Source organism: Streptomyces sp. NPDC005004 (assembly GCF_053600675.1).
Genome location: NZ_JBSGAH010000014.1, coordinates 1 through 23,975, shown reverse-complemented (window position 1 = coordinate 23,975; position 23,975 = coordinate 1). Strand labels below are relative to the sequence as shown.

23 protein-coding genes and 2 pseudogenes are annotated in these 23,975 nt (G+C 68.2%); 16 read left to right on the top strand and 9 right to left on the bottom strand.

The window, feature by feature from the left end:
• The first annotated feature begins 2 nt into the window (after positions 1-2).
• The 6 genes from ACWEEU_RS20940 to ACWEEU_RS20915 all read left to right on the top strand — a co-directional run bounded on the left by ACWEEU_RS20940 (position 3) and on the right by ACWEEU_RS20915 (position 8,794).
• A complete protein-coding gene (locus ACWEEU_RS20940) occupies positions 3-1,265 on the top strand; it encodes an ATP-grasp domain-containing protein (RefSeq protein ID WP_451734153.1) in 1,263 nt (420 codons plus the stop codon).
• Positions 1,262-2,530, top strand: a complete 1,269-nt coding sequence (locus ACWEEU_RS20935; protein WP_385743915.1) for an MFS transporter — start codon at positions 1,262-1,264, stop codon at positions 2,528-2,530. Before ACWEEU_RS20940 ends, ACWEEU_RS20935 begins: the two co-directional genes overlap by 4 nt.
• Positions 2,531-2,693: 163 nt before the next feature.
• Positions 2,694-3,992: an MFS transporter gene (locus tag ACWEEU_RS20930; RefSeq protein ID WP_451734150.1), complete on the top strand. Its 1,299-nt coding sequence runs from the start codon at positions 2,694-2,696 to the stop codon at positions 3,990-3,992.
• Positions 3,993-4,089: 97 nt separating this feature from the next.
• Positions 4,090-5,463 carry a cation:proton antiporter gene (locus ACWEEU_RS20925; RefSeq protein ID WP_451734148.1) on the top strand — a complete coding sequence of 458 codons (1,374 nt, stop codon included), beginning with the start codon at positions 4,090-4,092 and terminating at the stop codon, positions 5,461-5,463.
• Between the two features lie 307 nt (positions 5,464-5,770).
• Positions 5,771-6,391: an SRPBCC family protein gene (locus ACWEEU_RS20920; protein ID WP_451734146.1), complete on the top strand. Its 621-nt coding sequence runs from the start codon at positions 5,771-5,773 to the stop codon at positions 6,389-6,391.
• Between the two features lie 36 nt (positions 6,392-6,427).
• On the top strand, positions 6,428-8,794 hold the full coding sequence (locus ACWEEU_RS20915; RefSeq protein ID WP_451734144.1) for an FdhF/YdeP family oxidoreductase: 2,367 nt from the start codon (positions 6,428-6,430) through the stop codon (positions 8,792-8,794).
• 341 nt (positions 8,795-9,135) lie between these two features.
• On the opposite strand, the gene ACWEEU_RS20910 is transcribed toward ACWEEU_RS20915, so the two are convergent.
• The 3 genes from ACWEEU_RS20910 to ACWEEU_RS20900 all read right to left on the bottom strand — a co-directional run bounded on the left by ACWEEU_RS20910 (position 9,136) and on the right by ACWEEU_RS20900 (position 10,971).
• Positions 9,136-9,306, bottom strand: a complete 171-nt coding sequence (locus tag ACWEEU_RS20910) for a hypothetical protein (RefSeq protein WP_385743925.1) — start codon at positions 9,304-9,306, stop codon at positions 9,136-9,138.
• A gap of 81 nt (positions 9,307-9,387) precedes the next feature.
• Positions 9,388-9,933 (bottom strand): hypothetical protein, encoded by a 546-nt coding sequence (locus ACWEEU_RS20905; RefSeq protein ID WP_451734142.1) that lies wholly within the window; start codon positions 9,931-9,933, stop codon positions 9,388-9,390.
• Positions 9,934-10,119: 186 nt separating this feature from the next.
• The gene (locus ACWEEU_RS20900) at positions 10,120-10,971 is read right to left on the bottom strand and encodes a LysR family transcriptional regulator (protein WP_451734140.1); all 852 of its coding nucleotides are present in this window, start codon (positions 10,969-10,971) and stop codon (positions 10,120-10,122) included.
• A gap of 80 nt (positions 10,972-11,051) precedes the next feature.
• On the opposite strand from ACWEEU_RS20900, the gene ACWEEU_RS20895 reads away from it, so the two are divergent.
• The 6 genes and pseudogenes from ACWEEU_RS20895 to ACWEEU_RS20870 all read left to right on the top strand — a co-directional run.
• Positions 11,052-11,546 carry a cupin domain-containing protein gene (locus ACWEEU_RS20895; RefSeq protein ID WP_451734138.1) on the top strand — a complete coding sequence of 165 codons (495 nt, stop codon included), beginning with the start codon at positions 11,052-11,054 and terminating at the stop codon, positions 11,544-11,546.
• Positions 11,547-11,587: 41 nt separating this feature from the next.
• Positions 11,588-11,950 (top strand): DoxX family protein, encoded by a 363-nt coding sequence (locus ACWEEU_RS20890; protein ID WP_451734136.1) that lies wholly within the window; start codon positions 11,588-11,590, stop codon positions 11,948-11,950.
• A gap of 959 nt (positions 11,951-12,909) precedes the next feature.
• Positions 12,910-13,161 carry a hypothetical protein gene (locus ACWEEU_RS20885; RefSeq protein ID WP_451734134.1) on the top strand — a complete coding sequence of 84 codons (252 nt, stop codon included), beginning with the start codon at positions 12,910-12,912 and terminating at the stop codon, positions 13,159-13,161.
• Between the two features lie 79 nt (positions 13,162-13,240).
• A complete protein-coding gene (locus tag ACWEEU_RS20880) occupies positions 13,241-14,083 on the top strand; it encodes a helix-turn-helix domain-containing protein (RefSeq protein ID WP_451734132.1) in 843 nt (280 codons plus the stop codon).
• A 64-nt stretch (positions 14,084-14,147) separates the two neighbouring features.
• Positions 14,148-14,705, top strand: a complete 558-nt coding sequence (locus tag ACWEEU_RS20875; protein WP_451734130.1) for a hypothetical protein — start codon at positions 14,148-14,150, stop codon at positions 14,703-14,705.
• Positions 14,706-14,711: 6 nt separating this feature from the next.
• A pseudogene (locus ACWEEU_RS20870) lies at positions 14,712-15,377 on the top strand (nitrilase-related carbon-nitrogen hydrolase); the annotation flags it as partial.
• Here ACWEEU_RS20870 and ACWEEU_RS20865 read toward each other — a convergent pair.
• A complete protein-coding gene (locus ACWEEU_RS20865) occupies positions 15,284-15,577 on the bottom strand; it encodes a hypothetical protein (RefSeq protein WP_451734295.1) in 294 nt (97 codons plus the stop codon). The pseudogene ACWEEU_RS20870 and the gene ACWEEU_RS20865 sit on opposite strands and share 94 nt — an antisense overlap.
• 119 nt (positions 15,578-15,696) lie before the next feature.
• Positions 15,697-16,479: a hypothetical protein gene (locus tag ACWEEU_RS20860; RefSeq protein WP_451734128.1), complete on the bottom strand. Its 783-nt coding sequence runs from the start codon at positions 16,477-16,479 to the stop codon at positions 15,697-15,699.
• A gap of 65 nt (positions 16,480-16,544) precedes the next feature.
• Between ACWEEU_RS20860 and ACWEEU_RS20855 the strand changes: the two genes are divergently transcribed.
• Together ACWEEU_RS20855 and ACWEEU_RS20850 are read left to right on the top strand one after the other, a co-directional pair.
• Positions 16,545-17,105, top strand: coding sequence for an SLOG family protein (locus ACWEEU_RS20855; protein ID WP_451734127.1), 561 nt, complete (start codon positions 16,545-16,547; stop codon positions 17,103-17,105).
• 49 nt (positions 17,106-17,154) lie between these two features.
• Positions 17,155-17,969 (top strand): IS5 family transposase gene (locus tag ACWEEU_RS20850; protein WP_451734125.1). Its coding sequence is split into 2 segments (ribosomal slippage): positions 17,155-17,481 and positions 17,484-17,969, totalling 813 coding nucleotides; the frame shifts between segments, so codons are not numbered across the junction.
• An 85-nt stretch (positions 17,970-18,054) separates the two neighbouring features.
• Here the strand turns inward: ACWEEU_RS20850 and ACWEEU_RS20845 are convergent.
• The 3 genes from ACWEEU_RS20845 to ACWEEU_RS20835 form a co-directional block, all read right to left on the bottom strand.
• Positions 18,055-19,494: a hypothetical protein gene (locus ACWEEU_RS20845; protein WP_451734123.1), complete on the bottom strand. Its 1,440-nt coding sequence runs from the start codon at positions 19,492-19,494 to the stop codon at positions 18,055-18,057.
• A 120-nt stretch (positions 19,495-19,614) separates the two neighbouring features.
• Positions 19,615-19,908, bottom strand: a complete 294-nt coding sequence (locus tag ACWEEU_RS20840) for a hypothetical protein (protein ID WP_451734121.1) — start codon at positions 19,906-19,908, stop codon at positions 19,615-19,617.
• A 154-nt stretch (positions 19,909-20,062) separates the two neighbouring features.
• Entirely contained in the window at positions 20,063-20,371 is a 309-nt protein-coding gene (locus ACWEEU_RS20835; protein ID WP_451734119.1) for a hypothetical protein, read from the bottom strand.
• Between the two features lie 298 nt (positions 20,372-20,669).
• Between ACWEEU_RS20835 and ACWEEU_RS20830 the strand changes: the two genes are divergently transcribed.
• Positions 20,670-22,451, top strand: a complete 1,782-nt coding sequence (locus ACWEEU_RS20830; RefSeq protein WP_451734117.1) for a hypothetical protein — start codon at positions 20,670-20,672, stop codon at positions 22,449-22,451.
• Positions 22,452-22,553: 102 nt separating this feature from the next.
• Positions 22,554-23,537 (top strand): IS481 family transposase, encoded by a 984-nt coding sequence (locus ACWEEU_RS20825; RefSeq protein ID WP_451734115.1) that lies wholly within the window; start codon positions 22,554-22,556, stop codon positions 23,535-23,537.
• 334 nt (positions 23,538-23,871) lie between these two features.
• Here ACWEEU_RS20825 and ACWEEU_RS20820 read toward each other — a convergent pair.
• Positions 23,872-23,975, bottom strand: a pseudogene (locus tag ACWEEU_RS20820) (IS5/IS1182 family transposase); the annotation flags it as partial.

The following is a 23,975-nucleotide window of genomic DNA, read 5'->3' as shown; positions in this document are numbered from 1 at the left end:
AGTTGACCAGTCGGCACACGCGCGACCAAGTCTTCCTCGTCGTGGGGATCGGAAGCCACAAGGGCCGCGACGACAGGCCGTACCGGGAGTATCTGCTCCGGGCGGCGGCAGACCGTCATGCGGTCTGGCTGTTCGAGAACGAAGAGCCCACCTGGCAGAGCGACTACGCCACCGGATCCACCGTGCTGAACCTCTTCGACACCGACGAGATGGTCCAGGCGGCGAAGAGCCTGGCCGCGCGGTACGACGTCGTCGGAGTGCTCTGCCCCGACGAAGCGGTGCTGCGGCACTACGCGGCGATCGTGGACTTCCTCGGCCTTCCGGGACTCTCGGCCGCCACGGCCGCCAACTGCCGTGACAAGAAGACCTCGCGTCGGCTCCTGACGGAGGCGGGGGTGGCCCAGCCGGGGTTCACCACGGTCCGCTCCGCCGGGGAAGCGCGTGCGGCGGCGGAGCGGCTGGGGTTCCCGGTCGTCGTCAAACCGCGGACGCTGGGGGCGAGTTATGGTGTCGTCGGGGTCCACCGCCCCGAGGAGATGGCCGAGGCGTTCTCCGTGTCCACCCGGGCCGGCTACCCGGGCGTCGAGGTGCCGGACGACTACCTCGTCGAGGAGTTCCTCACCGGTGAGGAGATCAGTATCGACGGCGTCGTCTACGACGGCCGGTACCGGGCGATGTTCGTGGCGCACAAGAAGGTGGCGGACGCGCCGTACTTCGTCGAGGTCGGGCACACGGTCTTCGGCGACGACCCGCTCATGGAGGACGGCGCTCTCGTCGAGATGCTGCAGGAGGCGCACCGGGCGCTCGGCATCACCCACGGGGCGACCCACACCGAGGTCAAACTCACCCCGCGGGGGCCGGTGATCGTGGAGATCAACGGACGTCCGGGCGGTGACCTCGTACCGCGCCTCGGCGAGATGGCCACCGGCATCGACGTGGGAGCGGTCTGCGTCGACGCCGTCACGGGCCGCGAACCGCTGATCTCCCGTACCCGGTCCAGGACGGTGAGCATCCGGTTCCTGCGGCCGGAGAGGGATCTCGTGCTCCGGTCGGTGGATCTCTCCGACACCGTCGCCCTGCCCGGCGTCGTGGAGGCAGGGACCGCGGCTGCTCCGGGATCCGTCCTGCGCCGCCCTCCGCACGACTATGTGGCGCGCTACGCCTACATCATCGTCGAGGGCGAGACCGAGGAGGAGTGCGCGGAACTGCTGGACAGGGCAGAACGCACGGTACGGCTCGATTTCGATCCACTGGAAAGCGAATGACTGGAACACCGGCGACCGGCGAGACGTCGTACCGCACCGTCAAGGGGGTGCCCACCCCGATCCTGATCGTCGCGGCCAGCGCCTTCCTCAACCGGGTCGGCGGCTTCTTCACCATCTTCCTGGCGCTGATCCTCGCGTCCCGGGGCTTCGGCCCCGGCCAGATCACGACGGCCCTGGCCGTGGTCGCCGGGACCGGCATGGCGGGCGCGGGCCTGTCGGGCTGGACCGCCGATCGCCTGGGCCCGCGCCGCACCCTGGCGCTCTGCACCCTGTCGACGGCGGTGCTGTCCCTGGCGCTCACGGCATTGACGGGGTTCACCGCCTCGGTGATCCTCGCCGCGCTGCTGTCCATGGCGGTCCAGGGCTTCACCCCGGTCGCGCAGGCGGTCATCAGCGTCACGGCCCCCGCGGACCGGCGGCTCACCATGTTCGCCGGGTTCCGGACGACCTTCAATGTGGGAGCGGCCCTCGGCGGACTGCTCGGAGGGTTCTGGGCCGACTCCCACATGGACACGTTGCTGCTCGGCAACGCGATCGCGGCGTTCGCCTCCACGCTGATGCTGCTGGCGCTCCCCTCGACGCTCCAGGAGCGGGCGGCGGGATCGGGGAGCGGGGCGGCCGGGCACCGGGAGAAGAGGGTCCTGTCCGGCGATCCGCTCTTCATGGCGTTCTGTGTCCTGTCCGGAATCACGGCGGTCGTCTACTCCATGCACCTGGGCCCGCTGCCGCTGGCGATCACCGACGCCGGTTACGGCGCGCGCACGTACGGCGTCATGCTCACCGCCAACGCCGTCATCGTGATGTGCTGCGAAGTCCCGGTGTCACTGGTGATGAGGCGGATTCCCTCCCATGTCGTGGCGGCGCTGGGGGCGGCCTGCGTGGTCAGCGGCATGGCGGTCCTGGCCCTCGGCCCGGACTGGACGGTCGTCATCGTCTCCGTCGTCCTCTGGACGACCGGCGAGATGCTGGTGGCGCCCACCGCCTCCGACATCTCGGCGAAGGCGGCTCCCCCGGGGGCTGTCGGGAGATACCAGTCCTTCCTCGGCTTCTGCCAGACGACGGGCATGTCGGTGGGACCGGCGCTGGGCGTCTTCCTCTACGGCGTCCACGCCGACCTGCCCTGGTGGTTCGCCGGCGTGGCCGGGGTCGGCATCGTGGCCGGAATCTACTTCCTCGTCCGGGCCCGCCTGTCACACTCGGCCACGGCAACGGCCGACCCCGGCACGCCGGACGGAGCACGCGTCGCGCGAGGGGCGACGGAGTGACCACGGCGACGGCGAGGCTCTCGGGTGCCTCGCGGCACACACGGAACTCGCGGTACGCACGGAAGGGGCACCACATGCCCGCTGGCTCCCCGGCACTCGACGGACCCGTCGGTGCCGTGCCCGACCGCCCCCGCGGGCGGGCCGATCGCCGACGGGGGTCCGCATGAGTCCCGCACGCCAACGTCCGTTCCTCACCCGGACGTTCGCCTTCTGGCTGATCGCCACGGTGCAGATGCTGCTGCTCTTCGCCTCAAGCGCGCCCTCTCCGCTGTATCCGGTGTACCAGGCCGACTGGGGCTTCTCCGCCACCATGCTGACCGCGGTCTTCGCGGTGTACGCGCTCGCGCTCCTCGCGGCGCTGCTCGTGGTGGGCGGCGTCTCCGACCACGTCGGCCGCCGCACCGTCCTCGGCGCGTCCCTGGCCGTCGAAGTGGTGAGCATGGTGCTGTTCATCACCGCCGACGGCGTCGGGCAGCTCCTCGCCGCCCGCGTCGTCCAGGGACTGGCCACCGGCGCCGCGACCGGGGCGGCCAGCTCCGCCCTGCTCGATCTGCAGCCCCGGCCCCGCCTCGGCGCGCTGGTCAACAGTCTCGTACCGCTGGTCGGCCTGGCCCTCGGCGCGCTCGGCTCGGGGTTCCTCGTCGAGTACGCGCCCGCGCCGAAGACCCTCGTCTACGCGCTGCTCCTGATCGTGTTCGTGCCGGCGGCGCTCGTCGTCCCGCTGCTGCCGGAGACCTCGCCGCGCAGGCCGGGCGCGGCCGCCTCGCTGGTGCCGCGCCTGGGGGTGCCACGCCAGGTGCGGCCCCTGTTCCTGACCGTGGCGCCGTGCCTGTTCGCCGTGTGGGCGGTCGGCGGCCTGTACATGTCGCTCGGCCCGTCCATCGCGGTCCGCACGCTGCACATGAGCGGCCATCTCATCGGCGGCCTGGTCATCTTCGCCCTGACCGGGGCCGGAGCCGTCGGTTCGCTGCTGCGCCGCGACCGGCCGCCGCGCCGCACCATGACCCTTGGCTTCGTGGCCTTCCTCGTCGGCATCGGCACCACCCTCGGCGCCCTCGCCGTCCCCTCCCCCGCGCTCTTCTTCGTCGGCATCGTCATCGCCGGTTACGGCTTCGGCACCGGCTTCCTCGGTGCCTTCCAGACCATCGCGCCGCTGGCCGCTCCCGACGAGCGGGCCGGGGTCGTGGCCAGCATCTACGTCGTGGGCTATCTCGGCTTCAGCGTGCCCGCGGTCGTCGCGGGCCTCGCCGTCCAGAAGTTCGGGCTCGACACCACGACCACCGTGTACAGCATCGCCGTCATGGTCCTCGCCGTGGCGGCCTGCGCCGGGCTCCTCGTCCAAGAACGCCCGGGGAAGCCCGAAGCCGACGCACACCCGGGGAAGCCCGAGACCGCCGGGGCACCTCAGCACCGCCCGCCCGGCGCACAGCTCCCCGGAACCGGCACCACTCCGGCGGACTGACCCACCCCCGCCGGACCGCACGCCCTCGCTCTCGTCCACGGCTCCGTGTGCGGCACCGCCCACCGCGCCCAGGGCATTCCGTCAGGAGATCGCACCCGTGCGCCTCGCCGTCTCGCCGATCCCGCCGCTGCCGTCCCACCAACTGCTGGTGTTCCTGCTGCAAGCCGGACTCCTCGTCCTCCTCGCCGTGCTGTGCGGGCGCCTCGCCACCCGGCTCGGGATGCCGGCCGTCGCCGGCGAACTGTGCGTCGGCATCCTCCTCGGGCCCACCGTCCTGGGCAACGTCTCCCCCGCCGCCGCGAACTGGCTGCTGCCCCGGGACGCCGGGCAGTTCCACCTCCTCGACGCGGTCGGCCAGACCGGAGTCCTGCTGCTGGTCGGCATCACGGGCGTCGAGATGGACGTCGCCTTGGTACGACGCCGCGGCGTCACCGCTCTCGGTGTCGGCGCGGGGGGCCTGCTGCTGCCCTTCGGTCTCGGCTACGCCGCGGGCTGGGCGGCTCCCGCGAGCCTGCTGCCCGACGGCTCCGACCGCCCCGTCTTCGCACTCTTCATCGCCGTCGCACTGTCCGTCAGCGCACTGCCGGTCATCGCCAAGATCCTCACCGACATGCGTCTCATCCACCGCGACGTCGGCCAACTCACCCTGGCGGCGGGCATGGTGGACGACGTCGTCGGATGGATCCTGCTGTCCGTGGTGTCGGCCATGGCCGTCGGCGGAACGCAGGGCCACCATCTCGTCGTGCCGCTGTTGGCCACGGCCCTGGTGCTGACCGTCGCCTTCTGCGTACTGAGGCCCCTGGCCGACCGGGTCATGAAGGCGGCCGAGCACACCTCCGACACGGCGGTCGTGGTGGGCACCGCGACCGCCTTCGTCCTCCTGTGCGCCGCCGCCACGCACGCACTGGGCCTGGAAGCCATGTTCGGCGCCTTCCTGGCGGGGATGCTCATCAGCTCGGGCCCCCGGAGCCTGCGCGCGCGGCTCGCACCCCTGCGCACGGTCGTCCTCGCGGTGTTCGCGCCGCTCTTCTTCGCCACCGCCGGCCTGCGCCTGGATCTGAGCGCGCTCACCTCTCCCGCGACCCTCGCGGCCGGCGCCGCCCTGCTGCTGGTCGCCGTCATCGGCAAGGTGGTCGGCGTCTTCGTCGGCGCCAAGGCGGTCGGCGTCGAGACCTGGGAATCCGTCGCCCTGGGCGGCGCGCTCAACGCCCGCGGCGTCATCCAGCTCGTCGTCGCGGCGGCGGGACTGCGCATCGGCGTGCTGAACGCCACGTCCTACACGCTCATCGTCCTCGTCGCCGTCATCACCTCGTTGATGGCCCCGCCCATCCTGCGCTGGAGTATGCGCCACATCGAGCACACCCCCGAGGAGAAGCTCCGACTGCACGACCGCTCGGTGCTCGACTGGAAACCGGCCGACCAGACCCCGGACGCGCATGTCGGCGCCCCTTCTCGGCGGGGCTCCGCATAACGCGGCTTCGAGACGCTCGAGTTCGCCGTGGCCGAAGCGGAACCCGTCGCCTCGGACTCACCGCCGAGCTCCCGGGCGTCCTGCCACGAGACAAGCAGGTCACGTCGGCGCGGTCCCTCGACGTAAGCGGCTCGGTGCCCTCCCACGGGCCGGGCCCGGCCCGTCCTGCGCTCGGGGCCGCCCGGAATGCCCGCGCGGTCGGATGACTCGATACCCGGGATCGGGGAAGCGGAAGAGATGCCCTGCCCCACAAAGGGAGGGCCCGGGTCTGCCGACGCCCGGCTCCCTCAGCGGAAGAAGGAGCACGATGGCGCACGAGGACGACGGCGGGCAGGCCGTGCCGAACACCCCGGGCCTGCGCTCCGACGGCGACGGCGTCACGCGCCGCCGCCCGCTGCGCGAGCGGCACGTCGAGGAGACGGTCGAGGTCGCGGTGCCGGTTCGCACGGCCTACAACCAGTGGACGCAGTTCAAGACGTTCCCGCGCTTCTCGACCGTGGTGCGCGACGTCGAGCAGATCAGGCCCACCGTCAGCGCGTGGACCATCGGCTACGGCCCCCTGCGTCACCGTTTCGCGATCGAGATCGTGGAACAGGACCCGGACGCCTACCTGGCCTGGCGTGGCCTGGAGCAGCACCCCGGCCACGAGGGCGAGGTCGAGTTCCGGCCGACCGAGTCCGGTGGCACCGCGATCACGGTCCGGATGCTCCTCCAGCCGCAGGGGGCCGCGAAGGTCCTCACCCGCTCGTCCCGGGCCGTGGGGCTGACCGCGCGGCTGGTGCGCCGGGAACTGGCGAGCTTCAAGCACTTCATCGAAAGACTCGGACAGGAGGGCGGCGCCTGGCGCGGCACCATCCGCAACGGCCGGGTCCAGCACGACTCCCCGGAACCGCCCAGGAGCCGTGTCGCTCAGTGGCCCGTCGGCTGACCCGCGTACCGCACCCGGCAAGAGAAAGGCCAAGCGATGCAGAACCCGCCCGGTGAGGAGCCGGAGACCTCCCTCTCCGTGACACCACCGAAGAAGTGGGCGGCCGGGGTGCCCGCCGTCGTGCACGCGCTGGAGTACTCCCTGGAGCAGACCTCCCCGCGCAGGACCGGGGTCGACCTGCTCACCATGAACCAGGTGGGCGGGACCGACTGCCCCGGCTGCGCCTGGGCGGACCCCGCTCCGGGCCGGCGTCATCGCAACGAGTACTGCGAGAACGGCGCCAAGCACATCAACGACGAGGCCACGACGCGCCGCGTCACCGCCGGCTTCTTCCGCGAGCACAGCGTGTCCGATCTGGCCGCACGCTCCGACATGTGGCTCAACCAGCAGGGCCGGCTCACCGAGCCCATGATCAAACGGCCCGGGTCGGACCACTACGAGCCGATCGGCTGGAACGACGCCCTGGGCGTCCTGGCGCGGGAACTGAAGGGGCTGGACTCGCCCGACGAGGCGGTCTTCTACACCTCCGGCCGGGCGAGCAACGAGGCCGCGTTCGTCTTCCAGCTCTTCGCCCGCGCCCTGGGCACCAACAACCTGCCCGACTGCAGCAACATGTGCCACGAGTCCAGCGGCTTCGCCCTGAACGAGACGCTGGGCGTCGGCAAGGGCACCGTGAGTCTCGACGACCTCCACCACGCGGACCTGATCTTCCTGGTGGGACAGAACCCGGGAAGCAACCATCCGCGCCAGCTTTCGGCCCTGGAGGAGGCCAAGCGCAACGGTGGCCGCATCGTGGCGGTGAACCCGTTGCCGGAGGCGGGTCTGCGGCGTTTCAAGAACCCGCAGAAACCGCGTGGGGTGGTGGGACGGGGCACCCAGATCGCCGACCGCTTCCTGCACATCAAGCCGGGCGGGGACCTCGCCCTGTTCCAGGCACTGAACCTGCTGCTGCTGGAGGCGGAGGACGCGCGTCCCGGCACCGTCCTGGACCACGACTTCATCGACGCCCACACCTCCGGTTTCGAGGAGTTCGCCCGGCACGCCCGCACGGTCGACTGGGACGACGTGCGCGCGGCGACGGGACTGACCCGCGAGGAGATCGAGAAGGTCCGCGACGAGGTCCTGCGGAGCGAACGCGTCGTCGTCTGCTGGGCGATGGGCATCACCCAGCACAAGCACGGTGTGCCGACCATCCGGGAGATCGTCAACTTCCTGATGCTGCGCGGCAATCTGGGACGCGCCGGCACGGGCGCCTGCCCGGTGCGCGGCCACAGCAACGTCCAGGGCGACCGCACCATGGGCATCTGGGAGCAGATGCCGGACACCTTCCTGGACGCCCTGCAGAAGGAGTTCGGCTTCGATCCGCCGCGCCCGCACGGTCTGGACTCGGTGAACTCGATCAAGGCGATGCTGGAGGGCCGCGTCAAGGTCTTCCTCGCCCTGGCCGGGAACTTCGTGCGCGCGGCGCCCGACAGCGAGGTCACCGAGAAGGCGATGCGTTCGTGCCGGCTGACCGCCCACATCTCCACCAAGCTCAACCGCTCGCACACCGTCTGCGGCGACACCGCCCTGATCCTGCCGACGCTGGGGCGCACCGAGCGTGATGTCCAGGCCGACGGCGAGCAGTTCGTCACCGTCGAGAACTCCATGAGCGAGGTGCACACCTCCCGGGGACGACTCGAACCGGCCTCACCTGTGCTGCTGAGCGAGGTCGCCATCCTGTGCCGGCTCGCCCGGCTGAGCGTCGACCCCGCGAAGGACATCCCCTGGGCGACGTTCGAGGGCGACTACGGCACCATCCGCGACAGCATTTCCCGGATCGTGCCGGGCTTCCACGACTTCAATGCCCGGGTGACCCGTCCGGGAGGCTTCCAGCTGCCCAACCCGGTCAACGAGGGCGTGTTCAGGACCGAGACCGGCAAGGCCCGGTTCACCCGCAACGAGCGGGTGGTCCCCCGGGCGCCCGAGGGTCACCTGCTGCTGCAGACCCTGCGCTCGCACGACCAGTGGAACACCGTCCCGTACACCGACAACGACCGCTACCGCGGCATCCACGGCAGCCGCCACGTGATCCTCGTCAACCCGGCCGACCTGTCCGAACTCGGTCTCGCCCAGGGCGATCGCGTGGACTTGGTGAGCGTCTGGGAGGACGGCACCGAGCGCCGGGCCGAGAACTTCCAGGTCGTGTCCTACCCCGCGGCCAAGGGTTCGGCCGCCGCCTACTACCCGGAGACGAACGTCCTGGTGCCGCTCGACAGCGTCGCCGACATGAGCAACCAGCCCACGTCGAAGGGCATCGTCGTCCGCCTCGAACCCACGCCCGATCCCGGTCGGCGCATCCGCGAGGACGGTCACCACGTGTCGCCGACTGTCGCTCCGTCGGCCCGCACCGACCGCCGGTAGAGCCGGGGTGGTGGCCCGGACGGGGTCGGACGGGGTCGTACCGGACGGGGTCGTCCTCGGCGGTGCGCGACCGCAGGCATGCCTCGCCCCGGGACGGCGGCGAGCGCGGCCACGGCGGTGCGGCGAAGGCGGGTGACGGCCGGCCCGACGAGGCCGGGAACGGGCCGGTCACCGCCGCCCCTCGGCGAGGCTCTGCCGGGACCTGCCTCGGCTCCGGCCGACGACCTCGCGCGGGGTGATCCGGGCGATCACCCGCCCGGAATCACCGACGGAGGAGGCAGCGGTCCAAGGGGGCCGGCCCCGTGCTCGTCCGGGCTCGACAGCGCGGCGGGTGGCGGTGTCTACCGGTCCTCGAAGTCGTCCGGTTCGATCCCCGCCTCGTCCATCGCCTCACGCAGGTCGCGGCTCTTCGCTCCGCCGGTACGCCCCTCCGTGTCCTGGTCCTGCGCCGGTTCCATGACCACCTCGTCGGTGGTGTGCGTCTTCGGTCGGTTCTCCTCGGGAACAGTCATCACGGCACTCCTCTGTTGCGCCTTACACCTAGCGTCTTCTGCGGAACGGCGGGTGTTCGGCCCCGCCGAGGAACAGGTCGGTCACCCAAGGTCCCGGAACACCTCCTGCGACCGCCGGAAGCGGATCTCCTCGAGCGTGCGCAGCTGCCGATCGGCCCGTTCGAGCAGGTGGTCGAGCTGACTCGGGTCGAGGCGCCCGTCCGTCTCGGCGAGCGGACGCAGCGTGCGCCAGCCGGCCGCTTTGCCCTCGACGCCGAGCCGCAGCAACTCGAGCTCGACGACCGTGGTGAGCGGGGACCGGCGGACCAGGCTGCCGTTGCTCTTGAGCCGCCCGGCCAACTCGGCCGCCCGGCCCGCCCAGACCTTGTACTGGCGCGCCGGGACACCCAGCCGGGCCATGATGTCCAGCAGGCTCCGCCGGTCATGGGCGATCTCACGCGCGATCGGTGCCAGTGCCTCGCCTATCGGGGTGCCACGAGTCGCATGGGCCAGGTAACGGGCCCGGTTGGTGCCGACGGTGGCGCCCGCCAGATGGTCGTTGAGATAGATGCCGAGCAGGTCCAGCCGGAGCCGGCCGGCCTGCCGCGTGCCGGTCGCGCCGGCACTCGGGACGTCACTCGCACTCACCGCAGCCTCCTCGTCGGGCCGAGCCCCTTGGATTGGCCGAAACTCGGGTACCCGCCCCACGCAGCCCACACGACCCATCAGTGCGAATTCTCGAAAGATGTCCGACTCGCCGGAGAACCGGCCGGAACCCGCCGACGCGACCACTTTCCGGCCCGCCGGTGGGCCCGGGCACCGATTGCCGGCTGCTCACTGGCGGTACGCGGCTGTGGCGATCTCGATGAACGATCGGATCAGAGGGTTGGTGTCACCCTCCTTCCACACCGCCACCACTCGGCTCGGCGGCATGTCGGTCAGCGGCACCGCGACCAGCTCTGCGGGCAGGTCGTGTCCGAGCGGGGCCACACCGACCGTGCCGTTCCACAGCACGGCCTGCAGACATTCCTGGACGACGCGCACCACGGGACCCTCACGCGGCTCGCCGCCGTTCCAGTACGACTGCCAGACCGGGTCGGTTCCTTGCGGGAACTGGAACCAGCGGCGGTCGCCCAGGTCCGCCAGCCGCAGCCGGCCACGGCCGGCCAGCGGATCGTCGGCGCGCAGGACCACGCCCACCGGATCGGTACGCAGCTCACGCACCGTCAGGGCGGTCTCGTTGAACGGCGCGCGAGTCAGGGCGACGTCCACCAGTCCGGCGCGCAGCCCGCACGTCGGGTCGGTCAGATCGGTGTCACGGACGCGGATGTCGACGCCGGGGTGGCTTCGACGGTAAGCGGCGGCCAGCCTGGTCGTTCCCGGGTCGGTGCTGTCACCCAGGATGCCGACGGTCATGGTCGCGACACCGGCCGCCGCGCTCACGCGGACGCGGACGCGGTCGGCCTGGTCGAGCAGGGCCCGTGCCTCGTCGAGCAGCACCGCGCCCACCGGGGTGAGCGTGACGCCGGCAGGCGAGCGGATGAACAGCAGGGCACCGACCTCGGTTTCCAGCTGCTTGATCGCCCGGCTCAGCGGGGGCTGGCTCATGTGCAGCCGGGCGGCGGCCCGGCTGAAGTGGAGTTCCTCGGCGACTGCTACGAAGTAGCGCAGGGTATGCAGCTCCACTCTGCAACGATACCCATCAGGTATCGGCGTTGCGGAACGGGTCCTGGACACCGGCAGGTCTCCGGCGGTCCACTCGTAGCGTGATCGACGAAGCGAAGACCAGCGAACCACCCGCCGACCCCGCCGTATCGGTGGTCGGTCCCGAAGACGGCGAGACGATCGTCCTGGGCGCCACGCACATGCGCGTCCTCGAAGACGGCAGTCATACCGGGCACCGCCTGGGAATCGCCGAGTCCGTCCTCGCCCCGCACACCCCCGGACCGCCGCAGCACCGCCACGCCCAGCACGACGAGGGCTTCTACATCGTCTCCGGCACGGTGCGGTTCTCCGTCGGGGACAAGACCTACGACGCCACCACGGGCACGCTCGTGATGGTTCCGCCCCACGTCCCGCACACCTTCGCCAATCCGACCGACGAGCCCGCGGTCATGCTCAGCACATTCACCCCGGCCCTGTACGTGCAGTACTTCCGAGACCTCCAGAACCTGATCGCCGACGGCCGGCCGCTGACGCCACAGGCCGCCATCCACATCATGAGCCGCTACGCGACCGAGCCCGCCACCGACCTCACCTGAAGCCGGCGGGATGACACCCGCCTGACCGTCGTCAAGGAATCATGAACATCGCCTACTGGATCATCGCCGGCCTGCTCGCCCTCTTCTACCTCTACGCAGGCGCAATGAAAGTGATCCGCAGCCGCGATCAGCTCCGCCCGATGATGGGCTGGGTCGACCGCATACCCCTGCCCGCCGTCAGGGCGCTGGGCGCGGTCGAAATACTGGGCGCAGCCGGTCTGATCCTGCCGCCACTGACCGGCATCGCACCTCCGCTGGCACTGGCCGCGGCCATCGGGTTCGTACTCCTGCAGGTGGGCGCAGGCGCCGTCCACCTGACCGGCGAAGATCGCCAGATCACCCTCAACATCGGGCTCGTCGTCGCTGCGGGCGTGACCGTCTGGCTGGCCCCCACCTGGTGGTGATTGAGCACCGCTCTCGCCCGGTGGACGCGGCTGCGGTCCGAGCGCTGAATCCGCGAGCCCGCTGAGCAACACCGCTGAGGGCGTGACGCCCCATCAGAAGGAGCGTCGAAACACCTCCGCGAGCGTCACTTCAGCGTCAAGGCATCGCCCGTAACGCACATGGCGACCATCCGCTGAAGCCGCAGGTCAGCGACCCTTTTCGGCGGGCTCAAGGATCGCGACGCATTCCACATGATGCGTCATAGGAAAGATGTCGGCCTGAACAGGCCAGGGAAAGCCCCAGGTCAGAGACACTTTTTCGACTTATCTCCCTCCATGGAGGCGCCACGAGCGTCAAATGAGCGTCACGGCGCAAAATCCATCCGCTCAGGACGAAGCAGCCTTCGCCCGCCGACGCGGACGCAGCAAAGATCCAGTAAGGGCCGCCTACACCGAGCAGTTGGCGCCGGTCCCTGGGCGACCAAGCCGAGCTGGCTCAGCAGGCGCTTGATCGCGGCCCGCTCACCCTGCGCCTTTTCGCGGGTGAGCATCTTGCCCAACCGGTCCTGGGTGAAGGTGACTTGCCGAGCCGGTCGTTCGTCTCGCCCTCCGACGAGGCACCGAAAATGGGGTAGATCGGCCGTCCATCACAGCGAAAGCCAAACAGGACGACGAGGTGGCAGGGGCCGGACCATACATCTCCTCCAGAGCGCGCCCCCCGCGCGGTCGATCAGTGTAGCTACCGCTACGGACACCGCCTCGATCTCGAAGCAGACACATGCGGGCGCACACTCAGACGTCGTCCTGCGGCTGGGACAGATATCCCCGAGATGCGACGAACATCACACTCTGCAATATTGCACACAATTCCCCCTCTCAAAGTTGATCATGAAGCAATCTTGCGCAATTCTCTTTCGCTCACGCTCCGCTGTCGATCACGCTCGTGGTGTCAACTCCCCCACGAGGTCAACGGAGGACTAGTGGCCCTGCATCTGCTCTGCAAGGACCCGGAGAGCCCGAACAACGGGTCGCCCACCTTGTATTACGACGACGAGACGCACAGTTACCTGCTCCAGGGGTGGCGCGTGACGAACGCCGCCGTCAGGTTGGCAGGCATCACGATCCCGGACCACGAGACGATCGTCGAGTTCCCGCCGCGGCTCTTCCGGCTGTTCCAGCCCGCCGAGAGCACCCCGCAAGCCGGCGCACCGAATCAGGTGGACGAACACTAGAAAGCCAACTGATACGTCGTCAAACCTACTGATCTCGCCGGTTGGTTCGTAGCGGAAGCCTGACGGCACACTGTGCGTCATGCCTCAACCCGAAAGCGTCCAGCGTGCGCGCCGCGACCTCGGCAACAAGCTCCGTGCCCTGCGAACGAGCCGGGGCTTCACCGGCAAGGCCCTGGCTGCGTTCTGCGACTGGCACCCCTCCAAAGTCAGCCGCATTGAAAACGGACAAATGTCCGCCAGTGCGGACGACATCAAGACTTGGACCGCAGCCTGCGGCCAGCCAGAAGAAGCCCCCGAGCTGATCCTCGCCGCCGAAACCATCGCCACCATGCATGTGGAATGGCGCGAACTGGAGAAGAACGGCCTGGCCAAAGCCCAAGAACACGTAATCCCCTTGTGGGAAGACACGAAGCGATACAAGGCGTATGCCCTCAGCTATATCCCCGGCCCATTTCAAACGGAGGACTACACCCGCGCTGTGTTGAGCGGTATCCGCACACGCCGCGGGCTCAGCGACGAAGATTTCGACACCGCTGTAGCAATTCGAGCAGCAAAGCAGAAGTACCTACGCAGCGGCCAGTTTCGGATCGTCCTTGAGGAAGACGTTCTCTACACCAGATACGCCGAACGCTCCGTGATGCTCAATCAGCTCACTCGCCTCATCCAGGTAGCCGATTACTCCAGCGTCAGCCTCGGCATCATCCCCCGCGACGCCGACAGAGGAGCCGCCCACAAAGCTCACGACTTCTGGATCTTCGACGACAAAACGGTCCAGGTGGAAATCGTCTCTGCCTTCCTCACCCTCAAGCAACAGCACGAGGTGAAGCGATACCTGGACGACTTCCAGCATCTAAGCGAACTCGCCGCAGCACACGGATCGACAGTTCCCCTCCTGGCGAAAGCCATCACCGCCTACGGCTGACCGCTCCTGTCTCCGACGAGAGGTCGGCGGCAGCAGCCGCACCTCATCGAAACGGAGACCTCCCGTGAGAGAATCGCGTCGCCATAGCCCCACTCGATGGCACTACCCGGAAACCCGCACCTACAGCCCCTCAGGCTTGGATGACCGGCGCGACCATCAACGCCCCCGCTCGGCCGCCTGGGTGGCCGTAGCCCTCGTCGCCGCCTGCGTAAGCGTGTTCGGTCTCACCGAGGCGGCGGACATCCAAACCGTGACCCACTCGAACGACAAAGACGTAACGGCGGCCGTTCACAAGGAGCTTCAGAAGATGTTCCTTGCCGACCTTCCGCACGCAAGCCGTGCAATTCGCTCCGGAGTCGTTCCTCCCGGAATCCCAGAACGTATCGACTACCCGCAAGATGTCCTGGCGTTACGTTGTTACGGCACCGAATCACTCGGCGTCAGCAAGATCCTTACGGACGGCACGAAAAAGACCCGCGCGGACATCCCCTGCGGCGGAACTGCACTGACGCTCATCACCAACGAACCCAACGTGCGCGCAATTATCATCACACCGAAAGGTACTAACACCTGGGCCTCATGGGCCTTAACTCGCCCTTCATCTGCAAAACCTAACGTCTAACTCGAAATCGGGCGGCACGCCAAACCAAGGTGCCGCCCACCCGCTTGCTGCAGCCGAACTCAGTGCCCCTCGGCCCTCCGGCCCACCCAACTCACGGATGCTGTCCGACCGACACTCCAGGATGGCGGTCGACCAAAGGAGGCACCGCTGCATGACCACCTACTCAGCCGTCGGCCTGATCCCGGAGATCACCGAGATCCAGCAGCGCAACGACATCACCACCAACCTCGACCACTTGTACGCGCTCACCCACACCGCCGTCTTCACGTCACCTACGTCCGCACCTGCGCCATCAGCCTGCCCGGAGCCAAGACGGAAGAAATCGGGCGGTGGGCGCGCGAGTACGGCCCGGACGCCTTCTGGCCGATCGCAGACACCCCCATCGGCCGCCTCGGCGTCATGATGGCCAACGAGGCCAGCTACCCGGAGAACGCCCGTGGCCTCGCCCTCGTCGGCTGCGAGATCGCGTACCGCACCAGCTACCCACTGCCCAGCGTCACCACCGACGCCTTCGACATCCAGAACCGGGCACGGGCCCTCGACAACACCATGTACGTCCTCGCGCCGAACCCCGCCGCCTACACCCGCGCCGACAAACAGCGCATCGACTTCTTCGGCGGCCACGCCACCATCATCGACTGCACCGGCCGGACCATCGGCCATTTCGACCACGGCGATGTCGCCACCTTCGTCACCGCCACCATCGACCTCGCCACCCTGCGCCGCCAGCGGAGCGCGCCGCCCGCGTCGATGATCGCGCCAGCCAGGAGCCTGTTCCCGGCCGGGTAGACGGGGGCGGCGATGCCGGTGCCCATGACGGCGAAGGTCCGGCCGCCCGCGGTGAGCGTGGCCTGGTGGGCGGCTGCGTCGATACCGGCCGGTCTCTCGCTGGCCTAGGACGGTTGATGGAAACCCAGACCGAAGGGCTGGGACCTGGGACTTTAAGCCCTTGACTGGTTTGGGGAGAATGGCGGTCCTGTTGTTGTCCAGCTCAGTCGTCGATGGGGGTGCGGGGATGAGCGAAGGCTCGGATGGTCTGGTCGTTCAGGGGGCTCGCAGGTGGCCAATCGGCGTGCGGAAGGGCTGGGGGGAAGATGCTGACGGAGTCTGCGCGCACTCGTCCGTAGTCGACGAATCCATGTTCCCCTGCTCCTGAACCGCCGCGGACCTGGACGACGAAGCAACCAATGGCCATCGTCATGCAGAGGGAAAGACCATCGACTTGCGCCCCATCCGAGCCAGTGCCTGGCGATGAGTAGGCGACGCGGAACGCTTGGAGCGGTTGACCTTGCGATTCGACCGCAGCTATGTCGACGCGTGTAGTCGCCGGCGGGCGGCCATGAGTGCGGACGATTACTCGGTCCGCCGAGGTGAAGACCGGGTCGTCGTCCTGCCAGAAATACTCGAAGACCATCGTCTTCATGCAGGCCCACGCAGCCAGGTCCAGCTGTTGCTGCGGTGTGAAGCGAGCCCTTCCTCTCCCGAGGATGGGATCTTTCAGGAGCGGCTTCATGGACCCTTCCAGGTCGCTCATCCAGCCGTTGTTGCAGGGTTCGCAGACAATCCGGACCTTGGTCGTGGCGGGCGCGTTCACGGGCCACGTCTTCGACTGCGGCGCTTGGTTCTTGCCGGCCCAGGTCCGGGTGTTGGACACGCTCGGGCCAATGACCTGGGGTGTCAGGACCGTGTTGACCCAGTCCGGGAAGAGGTGCTCGTTTGTGATCTTCACGAAGTCGCTGGTCACACCGCAGAACACACAGCCGTTGGAACCCATGCGGGGACGTTAACACCGGGGTCTGACAAACCGGGGCGAGCCCAATCGAGGACGGGCCGTCGGCGATGATGGTGCGCGTGAAGGCCGAGCTGAGCGAACCCCGCGTACTGGTCTGCGGAAGCCGACGCTGGCGTTGGCCAGCGACGGTGGAGTCCGCCCTTGATCGGCTGACTACTCGTTATGGTGATCGTCTCGTCGTCATCGAGGGCGCTGCTTCAGGCGCTGACCGTGCAGCTCATGACTGGTGCAATGCCCGTGGCCTGGGAGCCGAGCGTCACCGCTGTTTCCCTGTGGACTGGCAGGCCGAGCGCCGGGCTCGCCCGAAAAACTGGAGTGCGGCCGGGCCTGAACGCAACACCCGGATGCTGCTGGAGGAAACACCCTCAGCTCATCGTCGCCTTCCACGATCAGTTCGATCCGGGCTCGGGCGGAACGTCCGACATGTGTCTGCGGGGCCTACTGAAGGACGTGCCCGTGTGGCTTGTCCGCCGAGAGGACCCCGGAACAGGATCCTGGTTGCGTTTGAACGCCTTTCCGGAAAGGCGGGCGGACAGGGTCCGGCGCGAGCTGGGGATCAGTTCGAACACTCCGGGGCTGTTCGAGACTTAGAACTCCTAACGAAATGATCTTCGAGGTGGTTGAATCACTCCGGGACCGGTGATCTGGGGGTGCGGGGTGGCTCGGCCGAAGCCGTGGGAAGTCGATGACGCGTTGTGGACGGTGGTCGAGCCGCTGTTGCCCAGGGTCGAGCGCCGGACCCGGCATCCGGGACGCAAGCGGCATCCAGACCGGCTGGTGTTCCAGGGCATCCTGTTCGTCCTGCGCACAGGGATTGCCTGGGAACACCTCCCGCAGGAACTCGGCTTCGGCTCGGGCATGACCTGCTGGCGTCGCCTGGCCGAGTGGACCGAGGCCGGGGTGTGGCCCCGGCTGCACGAGGTCCTCCTGGCCAAACTCCGCGGCGCGAACGCCCTGGACTTCTCCCGTGCGGCGGTCGATGGCTCCCATATCCGCGCGTTAAAGGGGGATCCAAGACCGGACGAAGCCCCGTAGACCGAGGCAGGACGGGCAGCAAGCACCACCTGATCACCGACGCCACCGGTATCCCGCTCGCCGCCACCCTGACCGGCGGCAACCGCAACGACGTCACCCAGCTGATACCGCTTCTCCAGGCCGTGCCGCCCGTGCGGGGCAAGCGCGGCCGGCCCCGCCGCCGCCCGGACGTGGTACTGGGCGACCGCGGTTACGACCACGACAAGTACCGCCGCCTGGTCTGGGACCTGGGCGTGAAGCCGCTGATCGCCCGCCGCGGCACCGAGCACGGCTCCGGCCTGGGCACCCAACGCTGGGTCGTGGAGCGCGCGTTCGCCCATCTGCACTGGTTTCGCCGGCTGCGAATCCGCTGGGAGATACGCGACGACATCCACGAAGCGTTCCTCACCCTCGGATGCGCACTCATCTGCTGGCGACGGCTGAAGTCATTGCGATAGGAGTTCTTAGTGAGCCGACAGGGTTCTGACCGGTCTTGTGTCACGGCCGTCGCCGTGACACAAGACCGGTCAATCTGCGTTCCCCTCAGCCTTCGAAGCGCTGGACCTGGACCTTGATTCCGGGGTCCTTCGACAGGACATGCGGCTGGCCGGCGAAGGCTTGAACGGCGTCGAACAGCTCGCGATCGCTGCGGCCGGTCAGTTTACTGCCGATCAGTCGGAGAAGCTCGGCCCACTTCGCCTGCGGCAGCTTCCACTGCAGCTTGCTGGCGATCACGGTGTCCGTGAAGGACCTCAGCGCGAGGGATGCCTGGTTCGGATTGAACCTGGTGATCAGGTCCTGATAGATCGGGTCGGCGTTGATGGCGACGCCGTTGCCGTTGGTCAGGAAGACCTCAATGACGGCGAGCACATACTTCCGACTGAGCCCATCTGGGACGTCGCCCTGCTGACCGACGAGTTCCTGGAGTCGGCGTGCGATCGGCGGCTCGGTGTAGAAATTGTTCCAGTTGTTGTGTGCGTCGATCAGCTCGTCCAGGGCGGTGTCGATCTCCCAGGCCCGCTCCTCGGAGGGCAGATAGGTCGCGCCATTGACGAGGTCGATGAGTTGCCGCGCGAGGTCTGCCTGTTCCTGGTCGCCGTTGGCCCGGAACCGACCGAGGCGGATGCCGAAGTTGTAGCGGGCCTCGTCGGAGACCTGCTTCCAGAGGTCGGGCCAGAGGCGGCGGACGTTGTCCAGGGTCTCCGGCCCGGTGGTGAGGTCGGTGTAGCGGCCGAAGAATCCGGAGGCGAGAGGGTCGGCCTGGACCGGCGGGAGGTTCACGAAGAAGGAGCTGATCTCCTTGACCGCGCCGTCGTCGAGCCGCTTCTCCTTGACCTTCACGAGGAGCTTCTGGACCTGGGCGGTGATCTGGTCGTAGGGCAGCGTAATCGCGTGCTTGATGCAGGCGCCCAGCCAGTGGGCCAGTTGAAGGCCGTCCAGCTGGACTTGGTTGGGGTGGGCCGCGCTCGCCCAGTTCCGCATATAGCGAATGAGGTCGAGTTCCTGGAAGCCGATGTCGCTGATCAGGCCGATCTCTCGGCAGCCGTTGAGTAGCTTCTGATCGTCGAGCTTGGGAAGGTCGTTCTCGTCCTTGAGGTCCTGGCGCCTTTTGTCGGACTTCTCCGCAACTTCGTAGAAGTACTGGAGGTCGAAGTTCACGACACGCTTGCGGAGTTCGAGGACGGTCTCGTCCCAGAGGTAGTTCAGTGCCGCGTCGAAAAGGCCGACACTCCCCGCGATGATCATCTTGGAGATGTAGCTGGCCTGGCCCCGCTTGTGGACGGGCAGCTTGGCGAGCGCGAAGCCGGTGCTCTCCATCAAGACATGCCGTTCGTCGAGGCCGACCAGAATGCCGTCTGTCGGGAGCCCCGACTTCGCGAGGATGCCAAGGACCAGCGCCTCGAACGACTGCAGTCCTTGGAGGGCCGTCTCTGCCTCGGTCGCAACCTCAACGGTCGCGCGGGGTTCCAGTTGTCCACTCACGACCATGAGGTTAGAACAGTCGGCCCAACACGGAAGAACCATATTCAGATGGTGACTGGAAGGGCCCTGAGCCAGGTGGGCGACGGCCTTCGCCCCGGCTCGGGAAGCGCCGGACGTCGTTCAGGGGCGGCGTCGGCTCCGCGTCAGTGGGCGGACGTTGTCGGTTGAGCCCCTGAGTCCGTCTTTGAGCTGCTGGTTCTCGCGGGCGAGCTCGTTGATCGCGTGGGCATAGGTCTGGACAAGTTCTTCGAGGTCGGCGCAGTGGCGTCGTAGTTCCGCGTGGTCCTGTTTGAGTTTCTCGCGGGCATCCTGGGTCTTGCGGACGGCAGCGGGGGTGTTCTTGGCCTTGCGGGCCAGCTGCTGGAAGTGATCGCGCAGATCGGTGTGCTTCTGCGCGACGATCCAGTACTTCACCCCGGCCTCGACCGCGAGTTGGACGGTGGACAGGTTGCCGCTGGACTTGCGCGGTGCGCCTGCCAGGAGCCGGTCGGCTGCGGCGAGGATCGCCCGCCGTTGCCGATCGGGCTCCCGCAGGGCCAGGTATCGGTCGCAGTGCCCATGTGACGTGTCATTTCGCGCGAGTGTGGTCGTTGATGATCTTGCGGATACGGGCGAGTTCGTGCCGGTCGCGCCGTTTGCGGATCGACGGGGCGAGCGGGTCGTCAACGACGTCTTGGAGTTCGGCAGCCTGGGCTTCGAGGTCGGCGATGTCGCGGTCGGTGTAGGCGATGTTCTGACAGTTGGGACGGCAGTCGTCCTGGTCGGGGGTCCGGGTGGTGTCGTCCCGACTGCGGCGAAGCTGGCAGGGGGCCTTCGCGGCATCGAAGACGCAGGTCATCGCCCTGCCGGGATAGATCTGCAGCTCGGTGTTGGCCAACAGGTCGTGGGCCTGCCTGTGGGTAGTCAGGACCCGGCCGGCGAAACGGGTGCGCCCGGGGAGGGAGGGTCGGTCACTCAAGCGGGTGATGCGCGCTTATGGCAGCCGCAGCCGGGCGTACGTGAGCTACACTGCGTCGTGCCTGGCCTCTGACGCGGCCAGTTCTGGATGCTGACCCGACCTTCAAGCATCGGCAGAGAACCCACGTCCGTCGATCAAATCCCGTTCGTCGCGTTCTGTTTCTGTGTTGTCATGCGGCTTCGCTGCCAAGGTCGGGGGCGGCTCGGAGGACCGCATCATGTTCGACATCGATCAGCTCAGCAACGCGGCCGCGGAGCTCACCGGAGAATCCCTGGAGGATGCGCGTCGGCGGCTGGGCAAGCGCAGCCGATACGACCATCTGATCCCGGACGCCGACTGGTCGGGCCACGCACTGCTGGAGTCCACGCTGCTGTCCGCCCTCGGAGCGACGACCGGCGGCGACCGCCCGTTCGGCATCCGCGAAGCCAAAATCGCTGATCACGGCCTGGACCTGCGTGTTGAGCGGGCAGAAGACGTGCAAGCTCTGCTCGGTCTTCTGCCGCTGCGCACGAAGAGGGGGCCGTGGCAGGGTGTGCGCGAACTGACCGCTCAGCCGGTGCGCTCGCGACTGCGGTTCGGGCTCCGCGAATGGGCGTACAACCCGGAAGGGTACGGCCGTAGCCCGGCACCTGAGGTACGAGTGGCCGGGCCGCACGGAGCGGATCTGGGGGCTCTGCTGGCCGCCCATCGGGAACAGGCCGAGGCGGCAGGACACACCGTGCGCTGGAACCCGCGAGCCACCGAACCCCGGCCCACGCGGCAGGAACCAGTCGGACGGAGCCTGGTGCGGCAGCTCAGCGCGTCCTCCTCCATGGGGAGCCGCCTGCTCCGGCGTCCGCGCTTGTGGGATCGGCTGGCCGGCTACGCCGGGGTGCACCTGAGCACTCGTCTGACCGACTACGGGCTCGACTGGATCCTCGAACGCCAGGTCGCAGGGCCGCACTTCGACGACGAGCGCCTTCTGGCCGTGCTCACCGACCCGGTTGCCGGCTACGGCTTCGCGGTCTTGGATCACGTGTGCAGCATCGAGGAGTGCACGATCCGAGCGGTCCACCCGGCCCGCTGGAACCGGGGAGTGCTCACCGTACGCAGCCGCCGCGCGCCCCTTGTCACAAGGCAGCCGCGCCCTGGTCTGCCGCTCACGGTGCTGGGTGATGGCCGCCGGGCCAGTCGCACCCCTGTACCGCATTCCGGGCCAGTCGAGCACGACCGCTCCGGCGCGGTCGTGCAGTTGATGGGCGACGGCCGGGACCGCCTGGTGTGGGCGGCTGAACGGATCGCAGCCGCCTGGGCGGCTGAGGGTCTGGCTACTGCCGTGGTCGCACCTCGGGCCGACGAAGGGTTCTCCTTCGGAGATCCCGGACGACCCAACTGGGCTACCGCGTCGAGCCCCAGGGCACAGACGGGAGGGAGCCGACGTCTGCGCGTTGTTGCCCCTCCCGGGCAACTGTGGCTGTGGGAACCTGAACGATCGACTGCACTGGTCGCCTCCGCCGTGGCAGAAGCACGTCACCGTGCCGACCGGGTTCTGCTGGTCTCCCACGACTCGGACTACGTCCTGGACGAAGCCGCGTACACCCCGCTCGCCGATATCCGTCTCCTGGTCCGGGGAGCCACCCCCTACCAACGGCATCTCCCCCTTCCTCCCGCTTCCGGCGACGCACCCCGCGCCGTGGCACTCACACCGGCCGAGTCCGCCATCGCCTGGCGCCAGAAAAATTGGTCATACGAGACAGCGCGCCTCCCCGTGACCGGCCTGCTCCTCCTGCCCCCGGCAGACCAAGACGAGGCTCTCGACGAGTTCGATCACGCGGTGGAGGAGCAGCTCGCCCGCTACGGCACCCCAGTTCTCGGGCGATTCCCGGATCACGGCCTGATCGTCCGCGGCAAGAAGCACAGCACACACCCTCCGACCGTCCTGGATCCGGAGACGGACCCTTCAGCGCACCCCCGCATGATGAAGGCCGCCGCCGATCTCGCGCGGCGCCTGTGGCCCTAGGTGTATTGAGCACGAGCGTTGTTGACAGGGCTGGGGTCTTGATCATGGCGAAGACCTCCGGTGTGGTGGAGCTGTCTAGGACTGCACCGCACGGAGGTCTTCGTGTCCCACCGTAATGCCCGGCTGACCGTTCACGGCAGACGGATCCTGGTCGAACGCGTCCTGTCCGGCCGTCCCGTCGCGCATGTAGCGGCCGAGATGGGCATATCGCGGCCCACCGCGCACAAGTGGATCCGCCGCTGGCGGGCCGAGGGCGAGGCCGGCCTGCACGACCGTTCCAGCAAGCCCCGGACCACACCCCACCGCACCCCGCCCGCGGTCGAGGCCCAAGTCTGCCGACTGCGGACCGACCGCAAGCTCGGCCCGGCCCGCATCGGACCGGTTCTGGGCCTGCCCTCCTCGACCGTGCACCGCATCCTGACCCGCCACGGCCTCAACCGCCTGGCCTGGCTGGACCGGCCCACCGGCACGATCGTCCGCCGTTACGAACGCGCCCGGCCGGGCGAACTCGTCCACGTCGACATCAAAAAGCTCGGCAACATCCCCGACGGCGGCGGTCACAAGGTCATGGACCGCCGCCAGGCGATGGACAACAAACTCGCCACCACCGACCGACGCCGCAGCTGCAAGCCGGTGATCGGCTACTCGTTCATCCACTCCGCCGTCGACGACTACTCCCGCCTGGCCTACAGCGAAGTCCTCACCGACGAGCGCAAGGCGACCGCCGCCGGCTTCTGGCAGCGGGCGAACGCCTTCTTCGCCGCCCACGGCATCACCGTCGAACGGGTCCTGACCGACAACGGCTCCTGCTACAAGTCCAAACTGTTCACCCAGACGCTGGCCACCGCGGGCATCACCCACAAGAAGATCCGGCCCTACCGGCCGCAGACCAACGGCAAGGTCGAGCGCTTCAACCGCACCCTGCTCGACGAATGGGCCTACCTGCGGCCCTACACCTCGAACACCGAACGCACCGCCGCCCTGGCAGACTTCCTCCACACCTACAACCACCACCGCTGCCACACCGCACTCGGCGGCCACCCACCGATCAGCCGCGTGAACAACGCTGCGGGTCAATACAACTAGGTCCCACCGCCGACCGACCCTCACAGTTCTCAACCTGTACGGCACACAAGTACCCCCTTGGCCCCGCCATCCCGCTTGACGGGCGAGCCCAAAGATCGAGTCCCGTCAGGTCGGGCGAAACCCCGGCAACAGCGCCCCGATGCCACGTACTTGTCTAGGATCGCATCCAGTGCTGGTCCTTGCTCCCTCCTCCTGGGCGTCGGCCCAGGGCCGCACCCAGCGGTCATGCCTGGAAGGTGGAGCAATGACCAAGCAGAACAAGCCCCTAAAGGTTGTCCCGTAACTGATATTGAGGTCGGTTTTGACATGGGCGACCGCTGCATGAACTCACCTGTCATTCAGCGAGGTTGAGGTTGTGCAGGCGAGCAATGCCGAGCATGGCGTAGTGGATGCCGTCGCCCTTGAGGCGGCAGTCGCGCAGGATCTTCCAGCTCTTCA

Excerpts from the sequence above, each read along its gene's own strand:
- ACWEEU_RS20855 (WP_451734127.1), top strand. The coding sequence starts at position 16,545 with ATGATGGTGCGCGTGAAGGCCGAGCTGAGCGAACCCCGCGTACTGGTC.
- ACWEEU_RS20830 (WP_451734117.1), top strand. The coding sequence starts at position 20,670 with ATGTTCGACATCGATCAGCTCAGCAACGCGGCCGCGGAGCTCACCGGA.
- ACWEEU_RS20920 (WP_451734146.1), top strand. The coding sequence starts at position 5,771 with ATGGCGCACGAGGACGACGGCGGGCAGGCCGTGCCGAACACCCCGGGC.
- ACWEEU_RS20860 (WP_451734128.1), bottom strand. The coding sequence starts at position 16,479 with ATGGGTTCCAACGGCTGTGTGTTCTGCGGTGTGACCAGCGACTTCGTG.
- ACWEEU_RS20910 (WP_385743925.1), bottom strand. The coding sequence starts at position 9,306 with ATGACTGTTCCCGAGGAGAACCGACCGAAGACGCACACCACCGACGAG.
- ACWEEU_RS20935 (WP_385743915.1), top strand. The coding sequence starts at position 1,262 with ATGACTGGAACACCGGCGACCGGCGAGACGTCGTACCGCACCGTCAAG.
- ACWEEU_RS20930 (WP_451734150.1), top strand. The coding sequence starts at position 2,694 with ATGAGTCCCGCACGCCAACGTCCGTTCCTCACCCGGACGTTCGCCTTC.
- ACWEEU_RS20915 (WP_451734144.1), top strand. The coding sequence starts at position 6,428 with ATGCAGAACCCGCCCGGTGAGGAGCCGGAGACCTCCCTCTCCGTGACA.
- ACWEEU_RS20880 (WP_451734132.1), top strand. The coding sequence starts at position 13,241 with ATGCCTCAACCCGAAAGCGTCCAGCGTGCGCGCCGCGACCTCGGCAAC.
- ACWEEU_RS20890 (WP_451734136.1), top strand. The coding sequence starts at position 11,588 with ATGAACATCGCCTACTGGATCATCGCCGGCCTGCTCGCCCTCTTCTAC.